Genomic DNA, 26,621 nt, shown 5'->3' with positions numbered 1-26,621 from the left:
CAGGCGATCATCGCGTCGGTGGGGGTGCCGACGTAGACTGGCACTCGCTACAGTCGAGTGCCAGCCGCCCGGCGGATGCCGCGTGCCGGCCCGGCCGAGGTGTGTCAGGAGGTGGGGACATGGGTCTCGACGACCGCAAACTCGCCGTGCTGCGCGCGATCGTCGAGGACTACGTCGCCACGCAGGAGCCGGTGGGCAGCAAGGCCCTGGTCGAGCGGCACCAGCTCGGCGTCTCCCCGGCGACGGTGCGCAACGACATGGCGGTGCTGGAGGAGGAGGGCTACATCCGGCAGCCGCACACCAGCGCCGGCCGGGTGCCCACCGACCGCGGCTACCGCCTCTTCGTGGACCGGCTCTCCCGGGTCAAGCCGCTCAGCCCCGCCGAGCGCCGCGCCATCGAGCGCTTCCTGGTCGGCGCGGTCGACCTGGACGACGTGGTGCACCGCACGGTCCGGCTGCTCGCCCAGCTCACCCGGCAGGTCGCCGTGGTGCAGTACCCGAGCCTGGCCCGGTCCAAGGTGCGTCACCTGGAACTCGTGCCGATCTCCACCACCCGGCTGATGGTCGTCATGATCGCCGACACCGGCCGGGTCGAGCAGCGACTCGTCGAGCTGCCCGCCCCGGTTCCCGCCGACGACGTGACCGACCTGCGCCGGCTGGTGAACGAGAAGCTCGTCGGCAGCCAGCTCTCCGAGACGCCGCCGCTGGTGCAGGCCCTGGTGGACGAGTCCGCGCCGCACCTGCGCCCGGCCATGACCACGCTGTCCACGGTGCTGCTGGAGACGCTCGTGGAACGGCACGAGGAGCGCCTCGCGCTGGCCGGCCAGGCCAACCTCACCCGGGGCGGCCTGCTCGACTTCCAGGGCTCGCTGCGGCCGATCCTGGAGGCGCTCGAAGAAGAGGTAGTGCTGCTCAAACTGATCGGCGAGACCGAGCCGAGCACCACCCGCGTGCTGATCGGCGACGAGAACGAGTTCGACAACCTGCGGGCCGCCTCGGTGGTCAGCACCGGCTACGGACCGGGCAGCACCATCGTCGGTGGGCTCGGCGTGCTCGGGCCGACCCGGATGGACTACCCCGGCAATATCGCCATGGTGAGGGCCGTGGCACGCTACGTGGGCGAACTGCTGGCCCAGAACTGACCAGTCAGGGCCGACGGCCGGTTGCGGCCGACGACCGGAGCGACGCGAGACGAACATGAGGACACCTAACGCAGTGGCCAGGGACTACTACGGCATTCTCGGCGTGAGCCGGGAAGCCTCCGACGACGAGATCAAGCGCGCCTACCGCAAGCTGGCGCGGCAGTACCACCCGGACGTCAATCCGGACCCGGAGGCCCAGGAGAAGTTCAAGGACATCAACGCCGCGTACGAGGTCCTCTCGGACGACCGGAAACGGCAGATCGTCGACCTCGGCGGCGACCCGCTCGCCCCCGGCGGCGGTGGCATGGGCGGCCCGGGCGGGCCCGGCGGCGCCGGTCCGTTCGTCGGTTTCCAGGACATCATGGACGCGTTCTTCGGCGGCGCAGCGGGCGGCAGCCGGGGACCCCGGCCGCGCACCCGGCCCGGCGCGGACGCGATCCTGCGCCTGGAACTGGACCTCAACGAGACCGCGTTCGGCGTCGAGGCGCCGATCACCGTCGACACCGCGGTGCTCTGCACCACCTGCTCCGGCGCCGGCACCGCCGCCGGCACCCACCTGGCCACCTGCGAGGCGTGCGCCGGCCGGGGCGAGGTGCAGTCGGTGCAGCGCACGTTCCTCGGCCAGGTGGTCTCCGCCCGGCCGTGCACCGTCTGCCAGGGCTACGGCACCACCATCCCGCATGCCTGCCCGACCTGCGCCGGTGAGGGCCGGGTGCGTACCCGCCGCTCGCTGACCGTCAAGATCCCGGCCGGCGTCGAGGACGGCATGCGGATCCGCCTGGCCCAGCAGGGCGAGGTCGGCCCGGGCGGCGGCACCGCCGGCGACCTCTACGTGGAGATCCACGAGCGGCCGCACGACGTCTACTCCCGCAAGGGCGACGACCTGCACTGCCGGGTGACGGTGCCGATGACCGCCGCCGCGCTCGGCACCCGGCTGACCATCAAGACGCTGGACAGCGAGGAGACCGTCGACGTCAAGCCCGGCACCCAGCCCGGCAGCACGCTGCGGCTGCGCGCCCGGGGCGTACCGCACCTGCGCGGCACCGGCCGGGGTGACCTCTACGTGCACCTGGACGTGCGTACCCCGACCAAGCTCGACGCCGACCAGGAGCGGATGCTGCGCGACTTCGCCAAGACCCGCGGCGAGGAGGTCGCCGAGCTGACCAAGCAGGGCGGCTTCTTCTCCCGGATGCGCGACGCCTTCAACGGGCACGCCTGAGGTGTCCGCCCCGCTGTTCCTGGTCGAGGCGCTGCCCACCGGTGACACGCTGACGCTGGACGGCCCGGAGGGCCACCACGCGGCCACCGTGCAGCGGCTGCGGGCCGGTGAGGAGCTGCTGCTCGCCGACGGCCGGGGCGGCACCGCCGCCGCGGTGGTCACCGCCGTCGGCCGGGGCACGCTCGACCTGCGCGTCACCAGCCGGGGGTACGCGGACGCGCCCGTCCCGCGGCTCGTCGTGGTGCAGGGCATCGCCAAGGGTGACCGGGGTGAGCTCGCCGTGCAGGCGATGACCGAGGTCGGGGTGGACGAGATCGTGCCGTGGGCGGCGTCCCGCTCGGTGGCGCAGTGGCGCGGCGACCGGGGCGTACGGGCCCGGCAGAAGTGGGTGGCCACCGCCCGGGAGGCGGCCAAGCAGGCCCGCCGTCCGTGGCTGCCGGTGGTGGCCGGCGCCCCGGACGAGTCGACCGCCACGGTGGCCCGCCGGATCGCCGGCGCGGCCGCCGCGTTCGTGCTGCACGAGGGCGCGCAGGACCGGCTGACCACAGTCGACCTGCCGACGGCCGGGGAGATCGTCCTGGTGGTCGGCCCGGAGGGCGGCATCGCCGACCACGAGCTGGCCACGTTCGCCGAGGCGGGCGCCCGCACGGTCCGCCTGGGCCCGTCTGTGCTGCGTACGTCCACAGCAGGCGTGGCAGCCCTGACAGTCCTGGCCACCCGCCTGACCCACTGGTAGCGGGGGAGGCGTGGGTCAGGAGCGGAGGTAGGAAGCGCCGTTCAGGTCGATGATCGTTCCCGCCGCCCACTCGGCCTCGGGGCTCGCCAGCCAGTGCACCGCCGCCGCGATCTCCTCCGGACGCGCCACCCGGTGGAACGGGGACTGCGCGCGTACCGCCTCGCCCCGCTCTGCCTTCAGGTGCTCGTTGGTCATGTCCGTCTCGACGAAGCCGGGCGCCACGCAGGCCACCCCGATGCCGTACGGCGCCAGGGCCACCGCCAGCGACTGGGCCATCGCGTTCATCCCGGCCTTGCTGGCGCCGTACGCCGGGTTGGCCGGCTCGCCCCGAAACGCGCCCCGGGACGAGACGTTGACGATCCGGCCCCCACTGTCGCGCATGTGCTGCGCGGCGCACCAGGCCGCGTTCGCCGCGCCGACCAGGTTGGTGTCGAGCACCTCCCGCCACCGCGCCCGCCACTGCTCGTAGCTGCTCTCGAAGACCGGGTGCGGGGGATCGGCCGGCCCGAACACACCGGCGTTGTTCACCAGCACGTCGAGGCCACCGAGCCGCTGGGCCGCCTCGTCCACCATGGCGCGTACCGCGTCAGGGTCGGCCAGGTCGGCGCGTACCACCACGTGCCCGTCGCCGGGCAGTTCGGCGCGCAGCCGCTCGGCCAGTTCGGCGGAGTCCCGGTGGTGGATCGCCACCCGGTCCCCATCCGCGGCGAACGCCCGCGCCACCGCCCGCCCGATGCCCCGCGAGGCCCCCGTCACCAGCACCGCCCGTCCCGCCATGGCGGCCATCCTGCCGCACCGGCCCGGGGCGTTAAGAAGGGCCCCTTCCCATGCCGGAGGCGTTAAGCGGGGGCCCCTCCTTACACTGCTGCGATGGACTGCCTCTTCTGCCGGATCGTCGCCGGGGAGATTCCGGCCACCATCGTCCGCGAGACCGCCACCACCCTGGCCTTCCGGGACATCGACCCGAAGGCGCCCACGCACGTGCTGGTGATCCCGAAGGAGCACTACGCCGACGTGGCCACGCTGGCCCAGGGCGCGCCCGAACTGGCCGGGGAGGTGCTCCAGACCGCCGCCGTGGTGGCCGAGGAGGAGGGCCTGACCGTGGACGGGTTCCGGCTGATGTTCAACACCGGCCCGTACGGCGGCCAGGAGGTCTTCCACGTGCACGCCCACCTGCTCGGCGGCGCGCCGCTCGGCCCGATGCTCTGCCGATGACCGACGTCTCGGACCGGCTCGGCCGGATGGTGCGCCAGGCGCAGGCCACCGGGCGGATCCCGGCGGTGTCGGCCGCCCTGCACCGCGCCGACCGGCCGCTCTGGACCTGCGCCGTGGGCGACACCGGCAACGACACGCCGCTGGGGCCGGAGACGGTGTTCCGGATCGGCTCGGTCACCAAGACGTTCACCGCGGCACTCGTCATGCAGTGCCGCGACGACGGCCTGCTCGACCTGGACGACCCGGTCGGGCGGCACCTCGACCTGCCGGCGCACGGCGAGCTGACCGTACGCCGGCTGCTGTCGCACACCGCCGGCCTGCAACGCGAGCCCCACGGCGACGTGTGGGACAGCCTGCGCGCCCCGGCCGTGGAGGAGCTGCTGGCCGACCTGGCCCGGGTCGAGCGGGTGCTGCCCACCGGGCGGCGCTTCCACTACTCCAACCTCGGCATGGCCCTCCTGGGCGAGATGGTGGCCCGGCTGCGCGGCGGGACCTGGGCCGAGGTGCTGGCCGACCGGGTCCTCGCCCCGCTCGGGCTGACCGCCACCGGTCCGGCCCCGACCGAGCGTGCCGCGACCGGGTTCCTGGTCGACGCGTACTCCGACGAGGCCCACCCGGAGCCACCGGCCGACTTCGGCGCGGTGGCCCCCGCAGCCCAGCTCTGGAGCACCGCGCCGGACATGGCCCGCTGGGCCGCCTTCCTGGCCGACCCGGCGGCGCTCGACCCGGACGGCGCGGTGCTCGCCGCGGCCACCGTCGAGGAGATGCGCTGGCCGCTCACCACCACCGACGAGTCGGTCTGGACGGCCGGCTTCGGCCTCGGGCTGATCCTGGTGCCGCAGCCCGAGCGGGTGACCCACGTGGGGCACGACGGCGCGATGCCCGGATTCCTCGCCGCCGTCTACGGGCGGCGCGGCGGGCAGGGCACCGCCGGGGCGATGGGCGCCGCGGTGCTCGGCTCGTCCGGCGCCGGCGTGGAGGTGTTCGACCTGGCGCACCGGCTGCTCGCCGCCGCCGCCGAGCACGACCCGGCGGAGATCGAGCCGTGGCGTCCCGGCCCGCCCGCGCCGGCGCACCTGCGCGGCATGCTGGGCCGCTGGTGGGGCGAGGGTTTCGAGTACGTCTTCTCCTGGCACGACGGGACGCTGCGGGCCCGGGGCGCGGACGACCCGGCCGGGAAGCCGCCGGCGGTGTTCGCGCCGCTGCCGGACCGGCCGGACGTGTTCCGCACGGTCTCCGGCCGCGAGGTGGGGGAGCTGCTGCGGCTCACGCGCGACGAGCACGGCGTGGTGGTCCGGATGCACTGGGCGACCTACCGCTTCACCCGCCGCCAGGAGACCTTCGACGGGTACGACTTCCGCGCCGGTGACTGATCGCCGAGCGCCGGAAATGGGCGCGGTGTGCGCGGTGCCGACCCGATACGATGGGAGGTAACCGTACGCCGCGCCAGCAGGGCCCGGCACAGAGAAGCGGAGAGCAGGTGGCGCAGGGCCCGACGGCCCGACCTATGACCGGCACCCCACCTCCCGGCACGCCGCGCGTGCAGACCAGGATCACGGTCGGAGACCAGAAGATCATGGTGAACCTGCTCGGCGCGGGCGACGAGATCCTGCGACTCGTCGAGCGTTCGGTCAACAGCGACGTCCACGTGCGCGGCAACGAGATCACCATCACCGGCGCGCCCGCCGACAACGCCCTCGCCGAGCGTCTCTTCAGTGAGCTGCTCGAACTGATCGAGAAAGGCGAGACCCTGACCACAGACGCGGTACGGCGTACCGTCGGCATGCTCGAGCAGGGCGGCGCCGAGCGGCCCGCCGAGGTTCTGACGCTCAACATCCTCTCCCGGCGCGGCCGCACCATCCGTCCCAAGACGCTCGGGCAGAAGAAGTACGTCGACGCGATCGACGCGCACACCATCGTCTTCGGGATCGGCCCGGCCGGTACCGGCAAGACCTACCTCGCGATGGCGAAGGCAGTGCAGGCGCTGCAGGCCAAGCAGGTCAACCGGATCATCCTGACCCGCCCGGCGGTCGAGGCGGGGGAGCGGCTGGGCTTCCTGCCCGGCACCCTGAACGAGAAGATCGACCCCTACCTGCGCCCGCTCTACGACGCGCTGCACGACATGCTCGACCCGGAGACCATCCCGAAGCTGATGGCCGCCGGGACGATCGAGGTCGCGCCGCTGGCATACATGAGGGGCCGCACGCTTAATGACGCGTTCATCATCCTGGACGAGGCGCAGAACACCACGCCCGAGCAGATGAAGATGTTCCTCACCCGGCTCGGCTTCGGCTCCAAGATCGTCGTCACCGGTGACGTCACCCAGGTGGACCTTCCCGGCGGGACGACCAGCGGCCTGCGCGTGGTCCGGGAGATCCTGAACAACGTCGAGGACGTGCACTTCGCCCAGCTCTCCAGCTCCGACGTGGTCCGCCACAAGCTGGTGGGTGAGATCGTCGACGCGTACGCCCGCTGGGACGCCGAGCGGGAGAACCAGCAGGCCCAGAGCGTGCACGCCGTACCCGGGCGGACCGCCCAGGGCGGCCGGGCCGGCCGGCGCCGCTGACCACCGGCGCAAGCCGTCACACCATCAGAGGAAGACAGTTGTCCATCGAGATCGCCAACGAGTCGGGTGTCGAGGTCGACACCGACGCCGTGCTCGCCGTCGCGCGGCACGCCCTCGACGAGATGGGGGTCAACCCCCTCGCCGAGCTGTCCGTGCTGCTCGTCGACATCGAGTACATGTCGGAGCTGAACCACCGCTGGATGGGCGGCGACGGCCCGACCGACGTGCTCGCCTTCCCCATGGACGAGGGCAGCGTCGACCACGGCCCGGGCGAGAGCGCCCCGGCCGGCGGTGAGCCGGCCCTGCTCGGCGACATCGTGCTCTGTCCGGAGGTGGCGGCCAAGCAGGCCGCCGTGGCCGGGCACTCGGCGGCCGACGAGCTGCACCTGCTCACCGTGCACGGCGTGCTGCACCTGCTGGGCTACGACCACGCCGAGCCCGAGGAGGAGCGGGAGATGTTCGGTTTCCAGGCCCGGCTGCTGGCCAGCTGGCGGTCGACCCGGTCGCGGTGATGGACACCTTGGCGGCGGTCCGCGCGCCCGCCGGCCTGCCCGATCTTCAACTCCTGGTCTTCGCCGCCGGGCTGGTGGTCCTCGCCGGCCTGATCGCGATGACCGAGGCGGCGCTCGCAGCGGTCTCCCCGGCCCGCGCCGCGGAGCTGACCCGGGACGGGGCGCGCGGCGGGCGGGCCCTGCAGGTGGTCGCCGGTGACGTGGTCCGCCATCTGAACCTGCTGCTCCTGCTGCGGCTGCTGGCCGAGCTGACCGCCACCACGCTGGTCGCGCTGGTGGCTGTGGACACGTTCGGCGCGGGCTGGCGGGCGGCGCTGGTGACCGCCGGCGCGATGACGGTGGTGAGCTTCGTGGTGGTCGGGGTCGGGCCGCGCACGATCGGCCGCCAGCACGCGTACGCGGTCGGCCGGGCGGTCGCGCCGCTGGTGCGCTGGCTGGGCCGCGCGCTCAACCCGCTGGCGTCGCTGCTGATCCTGATCGGCAACGCGGTCACCCCGGGCAAGGGCTTCCGCGAGGGGCCGTTCGCGACCCAGGTGGAGCTGCGGGAACTGGTCGACCTGGCCGAGCAGCGCGGCGTGGTGGAGCACGGCGAGCGCCAGATGATCCACTCGGTCTTCGCGCTCGGCGACACCATCGCGCGCGAGGTGATGGTGCCGCGTACCGAGATGGTGTGGATCGAGGAGCGCAAGACGCTCGCCCAGGCGCTGGCGTTGTTCCTGCGCTCCGGGTTCAGCCGCATCCCGGTGATCGGCGAGAACGTCGACGACGTGCTCGGCGTGCTCTACCTCAAGGACCTGATCCGGCGGGTGCAGGGCGACCAGGCGGCCCGGCAGATGCCGGTGGCCGAGCTGATGCGCCCGGCCACGTTCGTGCCGGAGTCCAAGCCGGTGGACGACCTGCTCTCGGAGATGCAGGCGGCCCGCAACCACCTGGTCATCGTGGTCGACGAGTACGGCGGCACCGGCGGGCTCGTCACCATCGAGGACATCCTGGAGGAGATCGTCGGGGAGATCACCGACGAGTACGATGTCGAGCGCCCGCCGGTCGAGCATCTGCCGGACGGGGCCGTGCGGGTGACCGCGCGGCTGCCGGTGGAGAATCTGGGCGAGCTGTTCGACACCGAGCTGCCCACCGACGAGGTGGAGACGGTCGGTGGCCTGCTGGCGCAGGCGCTCGGCCGGGTGCCCATCCCGGGCGCCGAGGCCGAGGTGGCCGGCCTGCGGTTGATGGCCGAGGGCACCACCGGCCGGCGCAACCGGATCGACACGGTTCTGGTGAGCCGCGTCGACCGGGGCGACGCGCCGGAGGGCGCGAACCGAAACGACCCGCCCGATTCCCGTGGCGACAACAACCGTTCCGAGGAGAGGCAATCCGCCGATGCCTGAGACACCCGCCGTGCCCGCCGCCCTGCCCACCCCGGCTGATCCGGCCGAGCTGAGCGCCGAGGACGCCAAGCTCGTCGTGCTGGCCCGGGGCGCGCGGGGCCGGGTGGCGGCAGTGGAGGGCGCCGCGGTCCGCGACCAGGACGGCCGGACGTACGCGGCGGCGAGCGTTGCGCTGCCGTCGTTGACGCTCACCGCGCTCCAGCTGGCTGTCGCCTCGGCGGTGGCGGCGGGCGCGAGCCGGCTGGAGGCCGCTGTGGTGGTGACCGAGGCGTCGACGCTGGACGGGGCGGGGCACGCGGCGGTGCGTGACCTGTCCGCCGACGCGCCGATCCACGTGGCCGCGCCGGACGGCGCCGTGCTCGGCACGGTGGTCGAGTGACCACGCCTGAGGCGCGTCCCTACCGGGCCGGTTTCGCTTGTTTCGTTGGGCGGCCGAACGCCGGCAAGTCGACGCTCACGAACGCGATCGTCGGCACCAAGATCGCGATCACCTCGAACAAGCCGCAGACCACCCGGCACATCATCCGGGCGGTGCTGCACCGGCCGGACTCGCAGCTCGTGCTGGTCGACACCCCGGGCCTGCACCGCCCCCGGACGCTTCTCGGTGAGCGCCTCAACGACCTGGTCCGGGAGACGTGGAGCGAGGTCGACGTGATCGGCCTGTGCGTGCCGGCGAACGAGCCGGTCGGCCGGGGCGACCGCTTCATCACCGGCGAGCTGGCGAGCCTGAAGGCCACCGTGCTGGCGGTGGTCACCAAGACCGACCTGGTGGACAAGAAGCGGCTGGCCGAGCAGTTGCTCGCGGTCAGCGAGCTGGGCGAGTTCGCCGCCGTGGTGCCGGTCAGTGCCGTCTCCGGGCACCAGGTCGACACGCTCGTCGACGTGATGACCGGCTACCTGCCGCCCTCGCCGCAGCTCTACCCGGACGACATGCTCACCGACGACCCGGAGCAGGTCCTGGTGGCGGAGCTGGTCCGCGAGGCGGCGCTGGAGGGCGTACGCGACGAGCTGCCGCACTCCATCGCGGTGGTGGTCGAGGAGATGATCCCGGAGGGCAACCTCACCAAGATCTACGCCGACGTGTACGTCGAGCGGTCGAGCCAGAAGGCCATCGTCATCGGCCACCGGGGCAGCCGCCTCAAGCACGTCGGCACCACCGCCCGGCGGCAGATCGAGGAGCTGCTCGGCACCCGGGTCTACCTCGACCTGCACGTACGGGTGGCGAAGGACTGGCAGCGCGACCCGAAGCAGCTGCGCAAGCTCGGCTTCTGAGCCCTCGGCCGGGCGTGCTCGGCGACGGGTGATCAGGATCAGTCAGGCCTATGGGACATCTCACTTTTCATAGGCGTCTGTGGTTGTTTCGAGGTGTCCGGGAGCAGGGTAGGGACCATTGTCTCTGCCCCCGGACCCCGCCGCGAGCTGATGCGAAACCGCTATCTGGACCTGCTGCGCTTCCTGGCCATCCTCCGAGTCGTCACGTACCACGTCACCGGCTACGCCACGCTCACGCTGGTGTTCCCGGCGATGTCGGTGATGTTCGCCCTGGCCGGGTCGCTGATGGCCGCGTCGCTGGACCGCAGCGGGGTGGGCGCGGTCGGGCGGCGGCTGCGCCGGCTGCTGCCGTCGCTGTGGGTGGTCGCCGCCGTCTTCGTGCCGGCCATGCTACTCACCGGGCTGGCGTTCGGCCCGAAGGTGCTGCTCTGGCTGTTCCCGATCAGTGACCCACCGGCCAACTACTGGGGCGGGCTGGCGCTCAGCCCGATCTGGTACCTGCGGGACTACCTGTGGTTCGTGCTCGCCTCACCGTTCGTGCTGTGGCTGTTCCGCCGGGCGCCGCTGCCCACGCTGGCCGCGCCGTACCTGCTCCTGGTCGCGATCGAGGCCGGCATCCTGGCGAACCCGCCGACGGTGCTGCGCGAGTTCGGCCTCTACTTCGGCGCCTGGCTGCTCGGCTTCGCCCACCACGACGGGCTGCTGCGCCGGATGCGCAACCGGGTGCTGCTGCCGGTGGCCGCCGTCGTCGGCGCGGCCGGCCTGGCCTGGATCTTCACCCATCCCGGCCCGCGCGGGTACGACATCAACGACATCCCGCTGGGCAACGCGCTCTGGTCGGCCGCGTTCATCCTGGTCACGATCGGCCGCGCGCCGGCCGGGGTGACCTGGGTCGACCGCGTGCCGGCGCTCGGCCGCGCGGTGACGGTGGTGAACCGGCGCGCGCTGACCATCTACCTCTGGCACATGCCGTTCGTGGTGGCGCTCACCCCGCTCGTCGGCCTGGTCGGCTGGTCGCCACGCGACCCGGTCGGCCTGTGGCTGCGGGTGGGGCTGGTCTTCGCGCTGGTCGGCGTGGTGACGCTGATGGTCGGCTGGGTCGAGGACGTGGCCGCCCGGCGTACCCCGGAACTGCTGCCCGGCAGGCCGCGGCGGACCGTGGCGGAGCGGGCGGCGGCCGCCCCGGCCAGCCCGGCTCCCGCCGGCGCCCAGGACGGGCTGGTGGGCGCCGGCGCCCGGATCCCGTCGCCGCGCCGCGCGGTGGACCGGGCGGACGACCCGCCGCCGGGCGCGGGCGGCCACCGGCGGGACGCCCCGGCCGCCGACTGACCGCGCTCAGCGGCTGGTGACCGTCACGTTCCCGCTGGTGGCGGAGACGTCCAGCAGCACTGACGCGCCCGGGTCGTCGGTCACCGTCACGTCGGTGTCCCCGGATCTCGCCTCGGCCCGCACCCGGTAGCGGCCGGCCGGCACGGCCAGGTCCACGTCCCCGCTGGTGGCGTGCAGCCGGGCCGGAGCGGGCTGGTCCAGTTCCACGACGACGTTGCCGGAGGTGGTCTCGGCGTCGACCGCGGAGGCGAGGCGGCGGGCCTCGATGTCGCCCGAGCGGGCCCGCAACCGCACCGGGCGGGCCGCCTCGACCACCCGGATGTTGCCGGACGTGGACGACGCGCGGACCTCTCCGGTGGCGCCCCGGATGGTCAGGTCGCCGGAGCTGAGCGTGAACTCCACCGCCCCGATCTCGGTCAGGTCGACGTTGCCCGAGGCGGTCCCGCCCTTCACCGCCACGCCGGGCGGCGCGGTCACCTCCCAGGAGATGCTGCACCGGTGACCGCAGTCGGTGGGCAGCACGAGTTCGTCGCCCTTGATCTCGTACCGGCTGGTCGGCTCGTCGCCCTGGTAGCGGACGACGCGCTTGATCCGTACCTGGTCGGCCGGGCCGTTGGCCCGGACCACGACGTCCCCGGAGCCGTCTTCCGTCACGGTGATCCGGGTGATCTTCGCCTGCTCGGTGTGGTCGTAGTCGAGCCGGCGGAACGAGAGGGTGTCACACCCGGAGAGAACGATGAGCGTGGCGGCAGCGGTCGCGGCCACCGCGGTACGGAGCGAAGCCATGGCCAGCACACTAGGTCCGGCCCGGCGCCCGGCACATCGGGGATCGCCCGCCGGTCCACCCCGAGCCGACCCTGAGATCGCACCCGGAGGGAGAATGGCCTGATGGCCGGGTACCGCCGACAGCTCTACCGCGACGACGCGGTGGTGCTGCGTGTGCAGAAGCTGGGCGAGTCCGACCGGATCATCACGCTGTTCACCCGCCGGCACGGCCGGTTGCGCGCGGTGGCCCGGGGCGTGCGGCGCACCACGAGCCGGTTCGGCGCCCGGCTTGAGCCGTTCGGGCACGTCGACCTCCAGCTCGCCGGTGACCCCAAGGGCAACCAGGGCAGCTCGCTGCACACCGTCAGCCAGGTCGAGGCGATCGAGCTGTACGGAAAACGGTTCCTCGGCGACTACCCCCGCTACACGGCCGCCAGCGCGATCGCCGAGACCGCCGAGCGGCTCACCCCGGTCGAGCGCGAACCGTCGCTGCGGCTGTTCCAGCTCACCCTCGGCGCGATGAAGTCGCTGGCCCGCGGCGAGCACGCCACCACGCTGGTGCTCGACGCGTACCTGCTGCGCGGCATGGCGTTCGCCGGCTGGGCACCGGCGCTCGCCGCCTGCGCGGTCTGCGGCGAGCCGGGCCGGCACCGCGCGTTCTCCGTACCGGCCGGCGGCGCCGTCTGCCCGGACTGCCGGCCCCCCGGCGCCGCCCACCCCGCGCCCGCCACGCTAGAGCTGATGTCCGCGCTGACCTCCGGCGACTGGGGGTACGCCGACGCGGCCGAGACCGGCGTACGCCGGGAGTGCAGCGGGCTGGTCGCGGCGCACCTCCAGTGGCATCTGGAACGCGCGCTACGCTCGCTGCCGCTGGTCGACCGGGGCGCCCCGGCGGCCGGCGCGGTCCCGTCGCCCGGCGGCGCGGGACCGGATGTGGCCCCGCCGCGCTCCGGCGCCGGGCCCGTCGCCGGTGTGAACAGGGAGATGACCGAGTGATCCGATCGACGAGGGCGACCCGCCGCGAGCCGGTCCCGCCGACCCCGCACCCCTCCGGGGCCCGTCCGCCGGCGCTGCCGCCCGCCGCGGTGCCCCGGCACGTCGCCATCGTGATGGACGGCAACGGCCGCTGGGCCAAGGAGCGCGGCCTGCCCCGCACCAAGGGGCACGAGCAGGGCGAGCACAGCCTCTTCGACACCGTCGAAGGCGCGATCGAGATGGGGATCCCCTACCTGTCGGCGTACGCGTTCTCCACCGAGAACTGGCGGCGCTCGCCCGACGAGGTCCGCTTCCTGATGGGCTTCAACCGCGACGTCATCCGTCGCCGCCGCGACCAGCTCGTCGACCTGGGCGTACGGGTGGTCTGGTCGGGCCGCGCGGGCCGGCTGTGGAAGAGCGTCATCTCCGAGCTGCAGACCGCCGAGGAGATGTCGCGCGGCAACTCGACGCTGACGCTGCAGTTCTGCGTCAACTACGGCGGCCAGGCGGAGATCGCCGACGCCGCCGCCGGGATCGCCCGCGACGTCGCCGCCGGCAAGCTGGACCCGGCCAAGGTGAACGAGAAGACTGTCGCGCGGTACCTCTACCACCCCGAGGTGCCCGAGGTCGACCTGTTCCTGCGCCCCTCCGGCGAGCAGCGCATCTCCAACTTCCTGCTCTGGCAGACCGCGTACGCCGAACTGGTCTACCTGGACACGCTCTGGCCCGACTTCGACCGCCGCCACCTCTGGTACGCCTGCGAGCTGTACGCCCAGCGCGACCGCCGCTTCGGCGGCGCCCTGCCCAACCCGGTCGCCCCGGGCGCCTGAGGGGGCAGGCTTACCGGCGCGCCGCTCTGGGTACCGATACCTCCAGACAGCAAACGCGGAGGTGAACCACATGATTCAGAAGCGGATCGCGCAGTGGGCGGTCATGGCGGTCGCCGTGCCGCTGGCGGCGGCCGGCGCGCGCCGGCTCAGCCACACCCTGGAGGCCCGTCGCGGCCCGTCCGGGGTGAGCCGTCTGCTGACCAAGGGCGCCGACCTGATCCGGCCGCAGAAGGCCAGGCGTCGCCGGTTCTTCTGACCTGCGACGTCGGCCCGACCGGTACGCCCCGCATCCGGCTTTCCCGCCGGGCGCGGGGCGTTGCGCTCTACGATCGGCGCAGGGCGCGCCGCCGGGTGCGCGCCCGCCACGGGGGTGGAGGATGCGCGATCTCCGGTACGAGATGACTGCTGCCCTGGCCGCCGCCGACCTGGTGGAACCGGACCGCCGGGACGCGGTCGCCGGGCTGTGCGCCGAGCTGGCCGAGCGGTGGTGCGCCGAACTGGGGCACACCCCGGCGGTCCGCTCCGGCGAGATCGGCGAACTGGCGGCCGGCGAGCCGGCGGCCGGCTGGGCGCCCGACCCGCACGCCCAGCGGGCCTGGTGAGGTGTCCGGCCGGGCTCACGCCTCCACTTCGGAGCGGTCGCCCGCCCAGAGCGTGTGGAACGAGCCCTCCCGGTCCACCCGGTGGTAGGTGTGCGCGCCGAAGTTGTCCCGCAGCCCCTGGATCAGCGCGGCCGGCAGCCGCTGCGCCCGCAGCGCGTCGAAGTAGGCCAGCGACGACCCGAAGGCCGGTGCCGGCACGCCCGCCCGGGCCGCGTCGGCCACCACCCGTCGCCAGGCCGGTACGCCGGCGCTGACCCGCTCGGCGAACCACGGCGCGACGAGCAGCGTCGCCAGGTCCGGCTCCGCGTCGTACGCCTCGCGGATGCGGTCCAGGAAACCGGCCCGGATGATGCAGCCACCCCGCCAGATGGTGGCCGTGCCGCCGAGGTCGATGTTCCAGTCGTATTCCCGGCTGCCGGCGCGGATGTGGTCGAAGCCCTGCGCGTACGCGACGATCTTGCTGGCCAGCAGCGCGCGGCGCACGTCCTCGACGAACGTCTCCCGGTCGTCCACCTGCCACTTCTCGCCCGCGTCGGCGAACACCCGGCGGGCGGCCTCGCGCTGGCCGGCGTGCCCGGACAGCGACCGGGCGAACGTGGCCTCGGCGATGCCGGTGATCGGAATGCCCAGGTCGAGCGCGCTCTGCACGGTCCAGCGGCCGGTGCCCTTCTGCTCGGCCTGGTCGAGCACCACGTCCACGAACGCCTGACCGGTGGCCGCGTCGGTGTGGCCGAGCACGTCGGCGGTGATCTCGATGAGGAACGACCCCAGCTCGCCGCCGTTCCACTCCCGGAAGATCTCCGCGATCTCCGCCGGGCTCGCCGACAGACCGGCCCGCAACAGGTCGTACGCCTCGGCGATGAGCTGCATGTCGGCGTACTCGATGCCGTTGTGCACCATCTTCACGAAGTGGCCCGCGCCGTCCGGCCCGACGTGCCGGCAGCAGGGCTCGCCGTCCACGTGCGCGGCGATCTTGGAGAAGATCGGCCCCAGCTTCTGGTACGACTCGGCCGACCCGCCGGGCATGATGCTCGGGCCGAGCAGCGCGCCCTCCTCGCCGCCGGACACGCCGGTACCGACGAAGTGCAGCCCGTGCGCGCGCAGCGCCTCCTCCCGGCGGCGGGTGTCGGCGAAGTGCGCGTTGCCGCAGTCGACGACGATGTCGCCCTCCTCCAGCAGCGGGACCAGCTCGTCGATCACCGCGTCGGTCGGGGCGCCGGCCTTCACCATCACGATCACCGCGCGGGGCCGCTCCAGCGAGCCGACGAAGTCCGCGAGCGACTCCGACGGCACGAACGTGCCCTCGTCGCCGTGCTCCGCGACCAGGCTGCGGGTACGTTCCGGCGACCGGTTGTGCACCGCCACGGCGAAGCCGTTGCGGGCCAGGTTCCGGGCCAGGTTGCGGCCCATCACCGCCAGACCGGTGACCCCGATCTGCGCCGTCGCCTGCTCTGCCATGCGTACCGCCACCTCTCGTCCGTACTGCCGTGCTGCGACCGTATCGCGGCCGTCGAGGATATGGGCGACGGTGTCCACAGGGTGTGACCGGCGGGTGGCCGTACGTCCCTCGGCTTAATTCGGCTGCGGGACTCGCCGGTGGCGCGATAGCGTTGCCGCATGCGTATGTGACGCCCCACCTCCGAGCCCGGTCCACCGCCGCGAGTGCCGTGGACCCGTCCTGCTCCGGGCGTCCGCATCCTTCCCCGCCACCGTCGGTCGCGGTGTCTGTCGTGATCGGAATGCGCCGGAGCCCTCGCTCGGCGCGTCCCGGTCGGCGCGCCCGCACGACAGGAGGCCCGCGAATGCCCGCGAAGCGCAATCCGAAGAAGTCCCGCAAACAGTCCTCGCCGCAGGTGACCGCGCCGGCGCTCGACGCGCTCACCGCGCCGCCCGCAGTGGTGCTCCCGACGGAGCCGGTGGCGTCCGCCGGGTCCCTGGACGCGGCGCCGCATTCGGCGTCACCGGAGACTCCGGTCCTGCCCAGCGCACCCGCGACGCCGCCCCGATCCGGCCCACCGGCAGGGCGGCAGGCCCGGGTCACCGGGCGCAGCCAGCGCGCCGGCCAGACCCGCTTCTACGCGTTCCGCCGGAGCTGACCGGCAGGCCGGTTCCCGTCGCCCGCTGCCCGGGCAGGCCCCCCATCCGGGTCCTTGCCCGGGCAGCGTTTCTCCTTCCCGCCGCTCGCCCCCACCGCCGGTGTCCCTAGAGATCTTGGAAGATTTCGGCCCCTATAGGGACCATTTCCTACCAAGATCTTCCCCGACGCCGGTCGATCATGAAGTTGGCGGCGACAAAACGGGCAACCCGTGCCGTCAACTTCATGATCAACGGGGCGGGGCGGGGCGAGGGCGAGGGCGAGGGGGGTCAGCCGATCAGGGGGCGGAAGGTGCCCAGGGCGATGCTTGTCGCCAGAGCGGCGGCGGCCAGGAGGGCCGCTCCCACGACCAGCAGCGTGTCCGCGCCGGTGAAGCGCTGCGGGCGGGCCACGGTGCGCGGCGTGCCCGCGTCGAAGCCCCGGGCGTCCATCGCGACGGCGAGCCGTGTACCGCGCCGGATCGCGCCCACCAACAGCGTGAACGCGGTCGACCCGAACAGCCGCAGCTTCGCCACCGGATTGCGGCCGGCGTCCACGCCACGGGCCCGCCGGGCCATGCTGATCATCCGCCATTCCTGCTCCAGCAGCGGCACCATCCGGAACGCGGCCAGCGCGCCGATGGCGAACCGGGCGGGCGCCTTCGCGTTCTGGATCAGCGCGTCGGCCAGGTCGGTCGGGTCGGTGGTGGCGAACACGACGATGCCGGGCAGCGCCACCGCGAGCATCCGCAGCACCAGGCCCAGCGCCGTGACGAGCACCCCTTCGGTGACCAGGATCGGCCCGGCCTGGAGCAGCACCGGGCCGGAGCGGTCGGCCGCGAAGAGCACAAGCGTGACCAGGATGCCGACGGCACCGGCGAGCAGCGGCCACGCCCGGCGGGCCAGCACCCGGTAGCGAACACCGAACAGCGGCAGCACCGCGAGTTCGACGGCGATGGCGACGGCCGGGGCCACCGGATCGAGCGTCGCCACCAGGATCAGCGTGAACACCATCGCGGCGGCCAGCTTCGCCACCGGGTTGCGCCGGGCCAGCGGAGCGCCCGGCGCGGCGACCGGTTCGACGTTGATCACGAGGACGCCCCCAGGGTGAGCGTCCGGTCGGCCAGCGCGGCCACGAAGTCCTCGTCGTGGGTCACCGCCACCACGCCGTGCCCGGCGTCGCGCAGCTCGGCGAGCAGGTCGATCAGTTCCAGCCACGTGCGCCGGTCCTGGCCGAACGTGGGCTCGTCGCAGATCAGCAGGCGGGGCGCGGTGGCCAGGGCCGTCGCCACGCTCAGCCGCCGCGCCTCGCCACCCGAGAGGGTGTACGGGTTGGCGCCGGCCAGCCGGTCCAGCCGCAGCCGCTCCAGCAGGGCGTCCACTGTGGCGCTGACCGCTGCCTGGGGCTGCCCGGTGCGGCGCGGGCCGAGCGCCAGCTCGTCGCGGACGGTGGCGGTGACGAACTGGTGTTCCGGGTCCTGGAACACCGAGCCGATCCGGCGTACCAGCGCGGGCGCCCGCCAGCGGTACGGGGGAGTGCGCGCGTCCCGCCCGGCCAGTTCCGCCGACGCGGTGACGCCGCCCGTGCCGGGTTTCAGCAGGCCGCCCAGGAGCAGCGCCAGCGTGGACTTGCCGGCCCCGTTGGGGCCGAGGACGGCGAGCGCCTCGCCGGCGCGTACCCGAAGATCGGTGGGGTCGAGCCGCGGGGGCAGGCCGAGCCGCTCCGCGGTGAGCAGCACGTCGCCGGGCGGCGTGGTGGCGTGCCGGGGTGGCGTGACGTGGCCGGGTACCCAGACCCCGGCGGCGGCCAGCGCGTCGCCGTGCGCGGCGAAGACCGCAGCGGGCGGCCCGTCGGCGCGCACCCCGCCGCCCGGTTCCAGCACCACCACGCGGTCGACCAGCGGCAGCGCCTCGGTGACCCGGTGCTCCACCAGGACCATCGTGGTGTCCGGGTCGAGCGCGTTCGCGACGGCCCGGCGGATCAGCGCGGCGCCGGCCGGGTCGAGGTTGGCGGTGGGCTCGTCCAGCAGCAGCAGTCCGGGGCGCAGCGCGAGCGTGCCGGCCAGGGCGAGCCGCTGCTGCTCGCCGCCGCTGAGCGCGGCGGTCGGCCGGTCCCGGTCGTACGGGAAGCCGACCCGGCGCAGCGCCTCGTCGACGCGGGGCCAGATCTCCCCGGCGGGCACGCCCCGGTTCTCCAGCCCGAACGCGACGTCGTCGCCGGAACGGGCCATGACGAGCTGGGTCTGCGGATCCTGGAACAGGATGCCGACGCGCTCGCGGGCCTTGCGCGGGTCCAGCCCGTCGATCTCGACGGTGCCCTCCTGCTCGCCGGAGTCCTCCGGCAGCAGCCCGGCCAGCGCCGCCAGCAGCGTGCTCTTACCGGCGCCGGAGGGTCCGAGCAGCAGCACCCGCTCGCCGCTCTCCACGCGCAGATCCACCCCGCGCAGAGCCCAGCGTTTCCGTCCCCCGTGCCGCCACCCGAACCCCCGCAGCACCACCCCGCTCACCGCCCACCACCCCCTCTCCCGGCCCAGCCTGCGTGATCAAGGAGTTCGCGTCCGGAAAACCGTGCCCGGCGGACGCAAACTCCTTGATCACCGGGGCGGGGCGAGCCGTCAGACCAGGGCTCGGTCGCGGCCGGCGGGGAAGCGGTCCAGGACGCCGGTGTTCGCCAGCGCGCGGGTGAGGGCCACCGCACCCAGGCCGGCCACCAGCAGACAGCTGAGCACGCCGAACGCGATGTAGGGCAGCCGGAACGTCGTCCAGCTCGTGCCGGGGTACCAGTAGAGAGCGTCGAACAGCGTGGCGAAGAGGCCGCCGCACGCGCCGGCGAGCGCCGCCGTGAGCGGCCGGTGGAGGCGGTACCGGGTGGCCGCGAAGACCGCCTCGACGCCCAGGCCCTGCACCGCGCCCTGGAGGATCGCCATCGCACCGTAGGGGGAGCCGAGCAGCACCGAGACGGCCGAGGCGACGGTCTCGGTGAGCAGCGCCGCTCCCGGCTTGCGGACGATGAGCGCGCTCAGCACGGCCGGGATGAGCCAGACGCCGTACATGACCGACTGGAGCGGGGCGAAGAAGGCGAACGGCCCGTCGCTGCCCTTCCAGAGGATGTTCCAGAGCTGGAACACGACGCCGAAGGTGACGGCGATGACCGAGGCGACGACGATGTCGACGGTACGCCAGCGGTTGCTGTCGGTGTGGTTCACGGTTGGCTCCCAGTTCGTCGAGGTGAACCAGGAGAAGACGCACGCCGCGCCCGGTGGTCACCGGACGGCGACGCGGCTGGAGGTCGACCGAACTCCCTGCGCTGGCATTACCCAGATCAGGTTCGAGGGTCTGCGGGCACCGGCCCGCACTCTCAGCGCTGTGCGCTCCCCTGTCGGATGTGAAGTTGTCTCGTCGCAGACGCTAGCACCGACCACGGGCCCCGGCCCAGCAGGGCGAGTGTCGGTATGGTGGCGATCATGCTGGTGGATGCGCGGGGACTGACGTTCGAGGTACGCGCCGGCGGCCCCGAGGGCGGTGACCCGGTCCTGCTGCTGCACGGATTCCCGCAGCACTCCGGCGAGTGGGACGCGGTGACGCCCGCGCTGCACGCCGCCGGGCTGTGCACGTACGCGCTCGACCAGCGCGGCTACTCGCCCGGCGCGCGTCCGGCGGACGTCGGGGCGTACCGGATTCCGGAGCTGGTGGCCGACGCGGCCGGCGTGCTGGATTCCCTCGGGGTGACCCGCGCCCACCTGGTCGGCCACGACTGGGGCGCGATCGTGGCGTGGGGTCTGGCGGCGGCGCACCCGGAGCGGGTGCGGACGCTGACCGCGGTGTCGGTGCCGCACCCGGCCGCGATGGGGCACGCGCTCGCCACCGACCCGCGGCAGAAGGTCAAGTCCGCGTACATAGCGTTGTTCCGTAAGCCCGGTACGGCGGAGCGGGTGCTGCTGGCGTGGAACGCCGCCACGCTGCGCAAGCTGCTCAGCGGCGTGGGCGACGCCGGCGCGGTGGCCCGGTACGCCGAGCCGATGCGCGAGCCGGGGGCGTTGACGGCGGCGCTGAACTGGTACCGGGCGATGACCGGGGCGGACATGAAGGCGGTCGCCCCGGTCGGGGTGCCCACCACGTTCGTCTGGAGCGACAAGGACGTGGCGATCGGCCGGACGGCCGCGCAGGCGTGCGCCGCGCACGTCACAGGTGACTACCGGTTCGTGACGCTGCCCGGCGTCAGCCACTGGATCCCGGACGAGGCGCCCGGCCCGCTGGCCGAGGCGATCCTCGCCCGGTGCGCAGGAACGGAGGAGGCATGACGGTGAGCGCCGAGGCGTACCTGGCGGTGGTGACCGAGACGATCGGCCGGGTCGCCGCCGAGCAGCGGCGCAACGTGGCCGACGCGGCCGACCTGATCGCAGCGGCGCTGCGCGCCGATGGTGTGGTGCACGCGTTCGGCACCGGGCACTCCGAGGCGCTGGCCATGGAGATCGCCGGTCGGGCCGGCGGGCTGGTGCCCACGAACCGGATCGCGTTGCGTGACCTGGTGCTGGTCGGCGGCGATCCGGCCGACGTGCTCGGCCCGAAGCTGGAACGCGACCCGGCGGTGGCGCACCGCCTCTACGAGCTGGCGCCGATCCGGCCGCAGGACGTGTTCGTGCTCGCCTCGAACTCGGGCGTGAACGGGGCGATGGTCGAGTTCGCGTCCATCGTGAAGGAACGCGGGCACGGGCTGGTGGCGATCACGTCGGCGCAGCACTCGGCCCGGATGACGTCGCGGCACCCGTCCGGCCGCAAGCTCGCCGACTTCGCCGACGTGGTGCTGGACAACGGCGCCCCGTACGGCGACGCCACGCTGCCGCTGCCGGGCGGCGGCGCGGTGGGCGCGGTCTCGTCGATCACCGCGGCGCTGCTCGCCCAGCAGATCGTCGCCGAGGTGGTGGCCCGGCTGGTCGCGGCGGGGGAGCGTCCGCCGGTCTACCTGTCCGCGAACATCACCGGCGGCGACGAGCACAACGCCGAGCTGGAGGCACGGTACGCGGGGCGGATCCGCCGCGGTTCCTGAACCGGTTTCGTGATCATCCGTACGGGGCACAGGCGGTCCTGCCGGTGGGCGTTCACCCGCCGGCCGTGCCGTCTCCCGGGGAGGTCCGCGAGTGTCGAAGGAATCCGAGAAGCAGCGCTGGCAGCGCAACTTCGCCGATCTGTTGCAGGAGCTGCGCGTCGCGCAGACCGGCGTGCAGATCCTGTTCGCCTTCCTGCTGACGCTGCCGTTCAGCGCCGGGTTCGACCGGACCACCGAGTTCCAGCGTGACGTCTACATCCTGGCGCTGCTGACCGCCGCCGCGTCCGCCGCGATGATCATTTCTCCGGTGGCGTTCCACCGGGCGCTGTTCCGCCAGGGACGCAAGCCGGAACTGGTGCGCTTCGCCCACCGGATGGCCACCGGCGGCCTGTTCTTCATGCTGATCGCGATGGTCAGCTCGGTCCTGCTGGTCTCCGACTTCGTGCTGGACCGGCCGATCGCGTTCCTGCTCAGCGCGCTCACCGGCCTCTGGTTCCTGATCTTCTGGGCGATCCTGCCGTTCAGCCGCCGCAACTGGGGCGACGACGACATCGACGACGAGGACGACGACCCGCAGACGCTCACCGGCGGCTGACCGTCCGCCAAATCGGACGTGCACGCGGCGCTACCCCTGGGTAACACCCGGAGGTAGCGTCGTTTTCATCGAGCGCGTCGACGCAGCCGGACCGACGAGGAGGCAGCCGTGACCACGACACAGAACAGCCGGCCCGAGTCCCCCGACGGCGCGGGGCCGCTGCCCGGAGAGGCGGGCCAGGTCACCGAGAAGGAGGCACGCCAGGTCGCCGAGGCGGCCCGCGAGTCGGCCTGGGACCGGCCCAGCTTCGGCAAGGAGTTGTTCCTCGGCCGGTTCCGGCTCGACCTGATCGACCCGTGGCCCCGCCCCGACCCGGCCGAGGTGGCCCGTGCCGACGAGTTCCTCGGCTCGCTGCGGGCGTACCTGGGGTCCGAGGTGGACGGTGAGGCGATCGAGCGGGACGCGCGCATCCCCGACGAGGTGTTCCACGGACTGGCCGGGCTGGGCGCGTTCGGCATGAAGATCGACCGCAAGTACGGCGGACTGGGGCTGAGCAACCTGCACTACTGCCGGGCGCTGATGCTCGTCGGCTCGGTGAACCCGGCGGTCAGCGCGCTGCTCTCCGCGCACCAGTCGATCGGCGTGCCGCAGCCGCTGAAGATGTTCGGCACACCCGAGCAGAAGGACCGGTTCCTGCCCCGGCTCGCCGCCGGTGAGGTCTCCGCATTCCTGCTCACCGAACCGGACGTCGGCTCCGACCCGGCCCGGCTCGCCACCACCGCCGAGCCGACGGCGGACGGCACCGGCTACCGGCTCAACGGGGTGAAGCTGTGGGCCACCAACGGCACGCTCGCCACCCTGCTCGTGGTGATGGCCCGGGTGCCGGCCGGCGAGGGGCGGCGCGGCGGCATCACCGCGTTCGTGGTGGAGGGCGACAGCGACGGCATCACCGTCGAGCGGCGCAACTCCTTCGTCGGGCTGCGCGGCCTGGAGAACAGCCTCACCCGCTTCCACGACGTGTTCGTGCCGGCCGAGAACGTGATCGGCGGCGAGGGCAAGGGCCTGAAGATCGCGCTGACCACGTTGAACACCGGCCGTCTCTCGCTGCCGGCCATGTGCGTGGGCGCCGGGAAGTGGGCGCTGAACGTGGCCCGGGAGTGGGCGGCGGACCGGGTCCAGTGGGGCCGACCGGTGGCCGAGCACGAGGCGGTGGCGAAGAAACTGTCGTTCATCGCCGCCACCACGTACGGCATGGAGTCCATGCTCGACCTGTCCTGCATGCTCGCCGACGACGACCGCAACGACATCCGGATCGAGGCGGCGCTGGTCAAGCTCTACGCCAGCGAAATGGCGTGGCGGATCGCCGACGAGCTGATCCAGATCCGCGGCGGACGCGGGTACGAGACGGCCGACTCGCTCGCCGCCCGGGGCGAACGGCCCGCCGCCGTCGAGCAGCTCCTGCGTGACCTGCGGATCAACCGGATCTTCGAGGGCTCCACCGAGATCATGCACCTGCTGATCGCCCGCGAGGCGGTCGACGCGCACCTGTCGGTGGCAGGCGACATCATCGACCCGGACGCCGGGCTGGGCCGCAAGGCGAAGGCGGGCGCTCGGGCCGGCGCCTTCTACGCCAAGTGGCTGCCCACGCTCGCTGTCGGCAAGGGGCAGACGCCCGGGGCGTACCAGGAGTTCGGGCCGCTGGCCGGGCACCTGCGCCACGTCGAGCGGACCTCCCGCAAGCTGGCCCGGTCGACGTTCTACGCGATGTCCCGGTGGCAGGGGAAGATGGAGCGTAAGCAGGCGTTCCTCGGCCGGGTGGTGGACATCGGCGCGGAGCTGTTCGCGATGAGCGCGGTCTGCGTCCGGGCCTACGCCGAGCGGGACGCGCACCCGGAGAACGTCGAGCTGGCCGACCTGTTCTGCCGTCAGGCGCGGCTGCGCGTCGACGAGCTGTTCACCGGCCTGTGGTCGAACACCGACTCGGTCGACGTGGCCGCCGCCAAGCGGATCGTCGCCGGCCGGTACGCCTCGCTGGAGGACGGCGTCCTCACGCCGCCCGCCGACCTGCCGTGGGTGGCGCGCTGGGAACCGGGGCCGTCCACCGCCGAGGACGTGCGCCGCCGCATCCCGCCGGCCCGCTGACCAACCGCTACGCCTCGGCGCGCCCGCGCGGCGGTCGTCGTCCGCCGGTGCGGTGCCGGGTTCCGGCGTGCTGCGCCTGCGGACGGCGTCGTCCGTCGGTCCACGCGGAGTCCGGCGACTGCCCGGCCGCGCAGGAACTTCGGCCGCGCCCCACCGGTCTCCGTTCCCGAACCGGGGGAGCGAGCTGGTGTCGCGGCGTGGCCCGGGCCCGTGGCCGTGGTGCCGGATCTGCGGCGTGCCGTCGGACCGGCGGTCCTCAGGCGGGGCCAGCGACCCGTTACGCGGTGTCACGTGGTGCCAGAGGAAGGATTCTGTTTTGGCGTTATGCCTCTCATAAATATGACTCAGAGGCATAACGCCGAGAAGTGCATCAGCCGGGAGCCGGGAGCCGGGACGTCAGCGGCCGCCGCGCAGCCCCAGCCCGCGCAGCTCCAGCGCGGCGAGCGCGTCGACGGTCGCGTCGTCGCCGCGCCGCCACGCCTCGGCGACGTCCGGCGCGATCCGGTTCAGCTTCGACAGCGGCTGACCGGCCAGCGCGCGCAGCGCCAGCAGGTCCCGGCCGGCCGGCGCGCCGGCCAGGGCCTTCGCCGCGCCGGCCCGGCGCATCCAGCGCACCCGCAGCGGCAGCCAGCCGAACAGCACCAGGCCGAGCGGAAACACCAGCACCGCGATGGTCAACCCGAGCGCCAGCTGCCCGACCAGTTCCTGCTGGTCGCGGCCGGCCTCGGCGACCGCGCGGGCGGCGTCGGCGGCCCGGGTGAACGGCGCGGTCAGCTCGTCGCCGACCAGCGGCACGCGGCCGACCTTGCCGCCGGCGTCGGCCAGGTTGTCGGCGAGGCCACCGCCGGCCCCCTCCAGCTTCTGCCCGGGTACGGCGAGTTTCTCGACCACGTCGTGCAGCCACAGCGCGAAGCGGATCGCCGCGTACACCCAGGCGACCACGAGCAGGTCGGTGAGGAACTGGCGGGCCGCGGTGGGAAAGCGGTCGGCGTAAATCTTCACGCCGGACAGCCTGCCACGGCTCGGCCCTGCCGGCACGAGACAGTTTCGCGCCTCAGGAGGGCCCTTCACCGGCGTGGCTGACCGCGTCCGCCACGATGTGCGCGACGTGGTCGTCCACCAGGGCGTACGCGATCTCCCGGCCGCGCCGCGACCCGCGTACCACCCCGGCGCCGCGCAGCACCCGCAGGTGCTGGGAGACCAGCGGCTGTGGCGCGCCGAGCTTCTCGACCAGCTCGTGCACGCAGCGCTCGCCCTCGGCCAGCTCGCTGACGATCGCGAGCCGGATCGGGGCCGAGAGCGCGCGCAGCAGGTCACCCGCGCCCTCGAAGGCGTCGTACCCGTTCGTGCCGGTCACCCTGTAACGGTAACCAATCCCAGCTGCGTCAGCCGGTAGGGCCTCATCCGAGCAGCACCTCGTGCTCGGCGGGCTCGACCGGCGGCGCGGCCCGGTCGCTCCCGCTCCGGCGTCGCAGCGCCCGCACACCGGCCGCGCCGAGCGCGACCAGCAGGAACGAGCCGATCGCCACCAGCACCACCGACGCGCCGGGCGCGGTGTCCGCGGTGGCCGCCACCCAGACCCCGGCGCCGGCGGCGAACAGCCCCAGGGCCATGGCCGCCGCCATGGTGGACCGGAAGCCCCGGGTCACCTGCTGCGCGGTGGCCACCGGCACCACCATCAGCGCGCTGATCAGCAGCACCCCGACCGCCCGCATGGCGATGGTCACCGTGATCGCGGTGCCGACCGCGATGATCAGGTTCAGCGCGCGTACCGGCAGGCCGGAGACGCGCGCGTACTCCTCGTCGTGGCAGACCGCGAACAGCGCCGGGCGCAGCACCAGCATGGTCACCAGCAGCGCCGCGCCGAGCACGCCGATGGTGACCAGGTCGCCCTGCGAGGTGGTGGTCAGCGACCCGAACAGGTACGCGTTGAGCGCCCCGCTGCTGGCGTCGGAGAGCCCGACCAGCACCACGCCACCGGCGATGCCGCCGTAGAACAGCAGCGCCAGCGCCAGGTCGCCGGAGGTGCGCCCGTACGCGCGGACCAGCTCGATGACGATCGCGCCGAGCGTCGCGGCGATCACCGCCACCAGCACGGGGGAGCGGTTGAGCAGCAGGCCCGCGCCGACGCCGGTGAGCGCCACGTGCCCGATCCCGTCGCCGATCAGGGCCAGCCGCCGCTGCACCAGGTAGATGCCGAGCGCCGGCGCGGCCAGCCCGATGATCAGCGCGCCGACCAGGGCGCGGAGCATGAAGTCGTACTGGAAGAGGTCCAT

Annotated in this window: 29 protein-coding genes and 1 riboswitch; of the genes, 20 read left to right on the top strand and 9 right to left on the bottom strand. The window is 73.4% G+C overall.

The window, feature by feature from the left end; genetic code table 11:
* The first annotated feature begins 119 nt into the window (after positions 1–119).
* From hrcA to DQE82_RS12015, 3 genes are all read left to right on the top strand, one after another.
* Entirely contained in the window at positions 120–1,142 is a 1,023-nt protein-coding gene (gene hrcA / locus DQE82_RS12025; protein WP_030503120.1) for a heat-inducible transcriptional repressor HrcA, read from the top strand.
* A gap of 73 nt (positions 1,143–1,215) precedes the next feature.
* Positions 1,216–2,361, top strand: a complete 1,146-nt coding sequence (gene dnaJ / locus DQE82_RS12020) for a molecular chaperone DnaJ (protein ID WP_176722776.1) — start codon at positions 1,216–1,218, stop codon at positions 2,359–2,361.
* Position 2,362: 1 nt separating this feature from the next.
* Positions 2,363–3,097, top strand: a complete 735-nt coding sequence (locus DQE82_RS12015) for a 16S rRNA (uracil(1498)-N(3))-methyltransferase (RefSeq protein ID WP_064448691.1) — start codon at positions 2,363–2,365, stop codon at positions 3,095–3,097.
* Between the two features lie 15 nt (positions 3,098–3,112).
* Here the strand turns inward: DQE82_RS12015 and DQE82_RS12010 are convergent, their stop codons facing one another.
* Positions 3,113–3,874 carry an SDR family NAD(P)-dependent oxidoreductase gene (locus DQE82_RS12010; RefSeq protein WP_113972683.1) on the bottom strand — a complete coding sequence of 254 codons (762 nt, stop codon included), beginning with the start codon at positions 3,872–3,874 and terminating at the stop codon, positions 3,113–3,115.
* 93 nt (positions 3,875–3,967) lie between these two features.
* Here DQE82_RS12010 and DQE82_RS12005 point away from each other — a divergent pair, with 93 nt between their 5' ends.
* From DQE82_RS12005 to DQE82_RS11970, 8 genes are all read left to right on the top strand, one after another.
* On the top strand, positions 3,968–4,312 hold the full coding sequence (locus tag DQE82_RS12005) for a histidine triad nucleotide-binding protein (protein WP_013475524.1): 345 nt from the start codon (positions 3,968–3,970) through the stop codon (positions 4,310–4,312).
* Positions 4,309–5,685, top strand: coding sequence for a serine hydrolase (locus DQE82_RS12000; protein WP_113972682.1), 1,377 nt, complete (start codon positions 4,309–4,311; stop codon positions 5,683–5,685). The genes DQE82_RS12005 and DQE82_RS12000 overlap by 4 nt, the downstream gene beginning before the upstream one ends.
* 134 nt (positions 5,686–5,819) lie before the next feature.
* On the top strand, positions 5,820–6,878 hold the full coding sequence (locus DQE82_RS11995; RefSeq protein ID WP_030503125.1) for a PhoH family protein: 1,059 nt from the start codon (positions 5,820–5,822) through the stop codon (positions 6,876–6,878).
* A gap of 38 nt (positions 6,879–6,916) precedes the next feature.
* The gene (gene ybeY / locus DQE82_RS11990) at positions 6,917–7,390 is read left to right on the top strand and encodes an rRNA maturation RNase YbeY (RefSeq protein WP_113972681.1); all 474 of its coding nucleotides are present in this window, start codon (positions 6,917–6,919) and stop codon (positions 7,388–7,390) included.
* The gene (locus tag DQE82_RS11985; protein WP_181373794.1) at positions 7,366–8,775 is read left to right on the top strand and encodes a hemolysin family protein; all 1,410 of its coding nucleotides are present in this window, start codon (positions 7,366–7,368) and stop codon (positions 8,773–8,775) included. Before ybeY ends, DQE82_RS11985 begins: the two co-directional genes overlap by 25 nt.
* The gene (locus DQE82_RS11980) at positions 8,768–9,154 is read left to right on the top strand and encodes a hypothetical protein (protein WP_030503128.1); all 387 of its coding nucleotides are present in this window, start codon (positions 8,768–8,770) and stop codon (positions 9,152–9,154) included. Before DQE82_RS11985 ends, DQE82_RS11980 begins: the two co-directional genes overlap by 8 nt.
* Positions 9,151–10,047 (top strand): GTPase Era, encoded by an 897-nt coding sequence (era, locus tag DQE82_RS11975; RefSeq protein WP_064448689.1) that lies wholly within the window; start codon positions 9,151–9,153, stop codon positions 10,045–10,047. Before DQE82_RS11980 ends, era begins: the two co-directional genes overlap by 4 nt.
* A 150-nt stretch (positions 10,048–10,197) precedes the next feature.
* The gene (locus tag DQE82_RS11970; protein WP_113972680.1) at positions 10,198–11,376 is read left to right on the top strand and encodes an acyltransferase; all 1,179 of its coding nucleotides are present in this window, start codon (positions 10,198–10,200) and stop codon (positions 11,374–11,376) included.
* Positions 11,377–11,382: 6 nt separating this feature from the next.
* On the opposite strand, the gene DQE82_RS11965 is transcribed toward DQE82_RS11970, so the two are convergent.
* Positions 11,383–12,162: a DUF4097 family beta strand repeat-containing protein gene (locus DQE82_RS11965; RefSeq protein ID WP_043331022.1), complete on the bottom strand. Its 780-nt coding sequence runs from the start codon at positions 12,160–12,162 to the stop codon at positions 11,383–11,385.
* A gap of 102 nt (positions 12,163–12,264) precedes the next feature.
* Between DQE82_RS11965 and recO the strand changes: the two genes are divergently transcribed.
* From recO to DQE82_RS11945, 4 genes are all read left to right on the top strand, one after another.
* Complete coding sequence (recO, locus tag DQE82_RS11960; RefSeq protein ID WP_043329020.1) at positions 12,265–13,137, top strand: DNA repair protein RecO; 873 nt, start codon at positions 12,265–12,267, stop codon at positions 13,135–13,137.
* Positions 13,134–13,946: an isoprenyl transferase gene (locus DQE82_RS11955; protein ID WP_043329022.1), complete on the top strand. Its 813-nt coding sequence runs from the start codon at positions 13,134–13,136 to the stop codon at positions 13,944–13,946. The genes recO and DQE82_RS11955 overlap by 4 nt, the downstream gene beginning before the upstream one ends.
* Positions 13,947–14,016: 70 nt before the next feature.
* Positions 14,017–14,202 carry a hypothetical protein gene (locus DQE82_RS11950; protein WP_013287960.1) on the top strand — a complete coding sequence of 62 codons (186 nt, stop codon included), beginning with the start codon at positions 14,017–14,019 and terminating at the stop codon, positions 14,200–14,202.
* Positions 14,203–14,323: 121 nt separating this feature from the next.
* Entirely contained in the window at positions 14,324–14,548 is a 225-nt protein-coding gene (locus DQE82_RS11945; protein ID WP_043329023.1) for a hypothetical protein, read from the top strand.
* A 15-nt stretch (positions 14,549–14,563) separates the two neighbouring features.
* On the opposite strand, the gene gndA is transcribed toward DQE82_RS11945, so the two are convergent.
* Entirely contained in the window at positions 14,564–16,006 is a 1,443-nt protein-coding gene (gene gndA, locus DQE82_RS11940; RefSeq protein ID WP_064448733.1) for an NADP-dependent phosphogluconate dehydrogenase, read from the bottom strand.
* Between the two features lie 344 nt (positions 16,007–16,350).
* Between gndA and DQE82_RS11935 the strand changes: the two genes are divergently transcribed.
* Positions 16,351–16,644 carry a hypothetical protein gene (locus DQE82_RS11935; protein ID WP_113972679.1) on the top strand — a complete coding sequence of 98 codons (294 nt, stop codon included), beginning with the start codon at positions 16,351–16,353 and terminating at the stop codon, positions 16,642–16,644.
* A 268-nt stretch (positions 16,645–16,912) separates the two neighbouring features.
* Here the strand turns inward: DQE82_RS11935 and DQE82_RS11930 are convergent, their stop codons facing one another.
* The 3 genes from DQE82_RS11930 to DQE82_RS11920 form a co-directional block, all read right to left on the bottom strand.
* Complete coding sequence (locus tag DQE82_RS11930; protein WP_113972678.1) at positions 16,913–17,713, bottom strand: energy-coupling factor transporter transmembrane protein EcfT; 801 nt, start codon at positions 17,711–17,713, stop codon at positions 16,913–16,915.
* Entirely contained in the window at positions 17,710–19,128 is a 1,419-nt protein-coding gene (locus DQE82_RS11925; RefSeq protein WP_113972677.1) for an ABC transporter ATP-binding protein, read from the bottom strand. The genes DQE82_RS11930 and DQE82_RS11925 overlap by 4 nt, the downstream gene beginning before the upstream one ends.
* Positions 19,129–19,236: 108 nt before the next feature.
* The gene (locus DQE82_RS11920) at positions 19,237–19,827 is read right to left on the bottom strand and encodes an ECF transporter S component (RefSeq protein ID WP_064448685.1); all 591 of its coding nucleotides are present in this window, start codon (positions 19,825–19,827) and stop codon (positions 19,237–19,239) included.
* Between the two features lie 75 nt (positions 19,828–19,902).
* Positions 19,903–20,009, bottom strand: a riboswitch (TPP riboswitch).
* 76 nt (positions 20,010–20,085) lie between these two features.
* Here DQE82_RS11920 and DQE82_RS11915 point away from each other — a divergent pair.
* The 4 genes from DQE82_RS11915 to DQE82_RS11900 all read left to right on the top strand — a co-directional run bounded on the left by DQE82_RS11915 (position 20,086) and on the right by DQE82_RS11900 (position 24,345).
* A complete protein-coding gene (locus DQE82_RS11915; RefSeq protein WP_199495982.1) occupies positions 20,086–20,922 on the top strand; it encodes an alpha/beta fold hydrolase in 837 nt (278 codons plus the stop codon).
* The gene (locus DQE82_RS11910) at positions 20,919–21,668 is read left to right on the top strand and encodes a sugar isomerase domain-containing protein (protein WP_030503141.1); all 750 of its coding nucleotides are present in this window, start codon (positions 20,919–20,921) and stop codon (positions 21,666–21,668) included. Before DQE82_RS11915 ends, DQE82_RS11910 begins: the two co-directional genes overlap by 4 nt.
* A 91-nt stretch (positions 21,669–21,759) precedes the next feature.
* Complete coding sequence (locus DQE82_RS11905) at positions 21,760–22,263, top strand: DUF6328 family protein (RefSeq protein WP_043329032.1); 504 nt, start codon at positions 21,760–21,762, stop codon at positions 22,261–22,263.
* A gap of 108 nt (positions 22,264–22,371) precedes the next feature.
* Positions 22,372–24,345, top strand: a complete 1,974-nt coding sequence (locus tag DQE82_RS11900) for an acyl-CoA dehydrogenase family protein (protein ID WP_069087970.1) — start codon at positions 22,372–22,374, stop codon at positions 24,343–24,345.
* A 396-nt stretch (positions 24,346–24,741) separates the two neighbouring features.
* On the opposite strand, the gene DQE82_RS11895 is transcribed toward DQE82_RS11900, so the two are convergent.
* Genes DQE82_RS11895 through DQE82_RS11885 form a run of 3 tightly spaced genes read right to left on the bottom strand, consistent with a single transcriptional unit; the run spans position 24,742 to position 26,621 of the window.
* The gene (locus DQE82_RS11895; RefSeq protein WP_113972675.1) at positions 24,742–25,347 is read right to left on the bottom strand and encodes a hypothetical protein; all 606 of its coding nucleotides are present in this window, start codon (positions 25,345–25,347) and stop codon (positions 24,742–24,744) included.
* 52 nt (positions 25,348–25,399) lie between these two features.
* Complete coding sequence (locus DQE82_RS11890) at positions 25,400–25,702, bottom strand: metalloregulator ArsR/SmtB family transcription factor (protein ID WP_030503145.1); 303 nt, start codon at positions 25,700–25,702, stop codon at positions 25,400–25,402.
* 43 nt (positions 25,703–25,745) lie between these two features.
* On the bottom strand, positions 25,746–26,621 hold the full coding sequence (locus DQE82_RS11885) for a metal ABC transporter permease (protein WP_043329036.1): 876 nt from the start codon (positions 26,619–26,621) through the stop codon (positions 25,746–25,748).

The sequence above is a fragment of the Micromonospora sp. LHW51205 genome, from assembly GCF_003315815.1.
In the GTDB taxonomy this organism is placed as follows: domain Bacteria; phylum Actinomycetota; class Actinomycetes; order Mycobacteriales; family Micromonosporaceae; genus Micromonospora; species Micromonospora chalcea.
This window is presented reverse-complemented; position numbering and strand designations above follow the sequence as displayed.

Coding starts and splice junctions, on each gene's coding strand:
- DQE82_RS11910 (WP_030503141.1), top strand. CDS start 20,919: ATGACGGTGAGCGCCGAGGCGTACCTGGCGGTGGTGACCGAGACGATC.
- DQE82_RS11945 (WP_043329023.1), top strand. CDS start 14,324: ATGCGCGATCTCCGGTACGAGATGACTGCTGCCCTGGCCGCCGCCGAC.
- DQE82_RS12010 (WP_113972683.1), bottom strand. CDS start 3,874: ATGGCGGGACGGGCGGTGCTGGTGACGGGGGCCTCGCGGGGCATCGGG.
- DQE82_RS11980 (WP_030503128.1), top strand. CDS start 8,768: ATGCCTGAGACACCCGCCGTGCCCGCCGCCCTGCCCACCCCGGCTGAT.
- DQE82_RS11965 (WP_043331022.1), bottom strand. CDS start 12,162: ATGGCTTCGCTCCGTACCGCGGTGGCCGCGACCGCTGCCGCCACGCTC.
- DQE82_RS11995 (WP_030503125.1), top strand. CDS start 5,820: ATGACCGGCACCCCACCTCCCGGCACGCCGCGCGTGCAGACCAGGATC.
- DQE82_RS11915 (WP_199495982.1), top strand. CDS start 20,086: ATGCTGGTGGATGCGCGGGGACTGACGTTCGAGGTACGCGCCGGCGGC.
- DQE82_RS12000 (WP_113972682.1), top strand. CDS start 4,309: ATGACCGACGTCTCGGACCGGCTCGGCCGGATGGTGCGCCAGGCGCAG.
- hrcA (WP_030503120.1), top strand. CDS start 120: ATGGGTCTCGACGACCGCAAACTCGCCGTGCTGCGCGCGATCGTCGAG.
- DQE82_RS11935 (WP_113972679.1), top strand. CDS start 16,351: ATGCCCGCGAAGCGCAATCCGAAGAAGTCCCGCAAACAGTCCTCGCCG.
- DQE82_RS11950 (WP_013287960.1), top strand. CDS start 14,017: ATGATTCAGAAGCGGATCGCGCAGTGGGCGGTCATGGCGGTCGCCGTG.
- DQE82_RS11885 (WP_043329036.1), bottom strand. CDS start 26,621: ATGGACCTCTTCCAGTACGACTTCATGCTCCGCGCCCTGGTCGGCGCG.
- recO (WP_043329020.1), top strand. CDS start 12,265: ATGGCCGGGTACCGCCGACAGCTCTACCGCGACGACGCGGTGGTGCTG.
- gndA (WP_064448733.1), bottom strand. CDS start 16,006: ATGGCAGAGCAGGCGACGGCGCAGATCGGGGTCACCGGTCTGGCGGTG.
- DQE82_RS12005 (WP_013475524.1), top strand. CDS start 3,968: ATGGACTGCCTCTTCTGCCGGATCGTCGCCGGGGAGATTCCGGCCACC.
- DQE82_RS11970 (WP_113972680.1), top strand. CDS start 10,198: ATGCGAAACCGCTATCTGGACCTGCTGCGCTTCCTGGCCATCCTCCGA.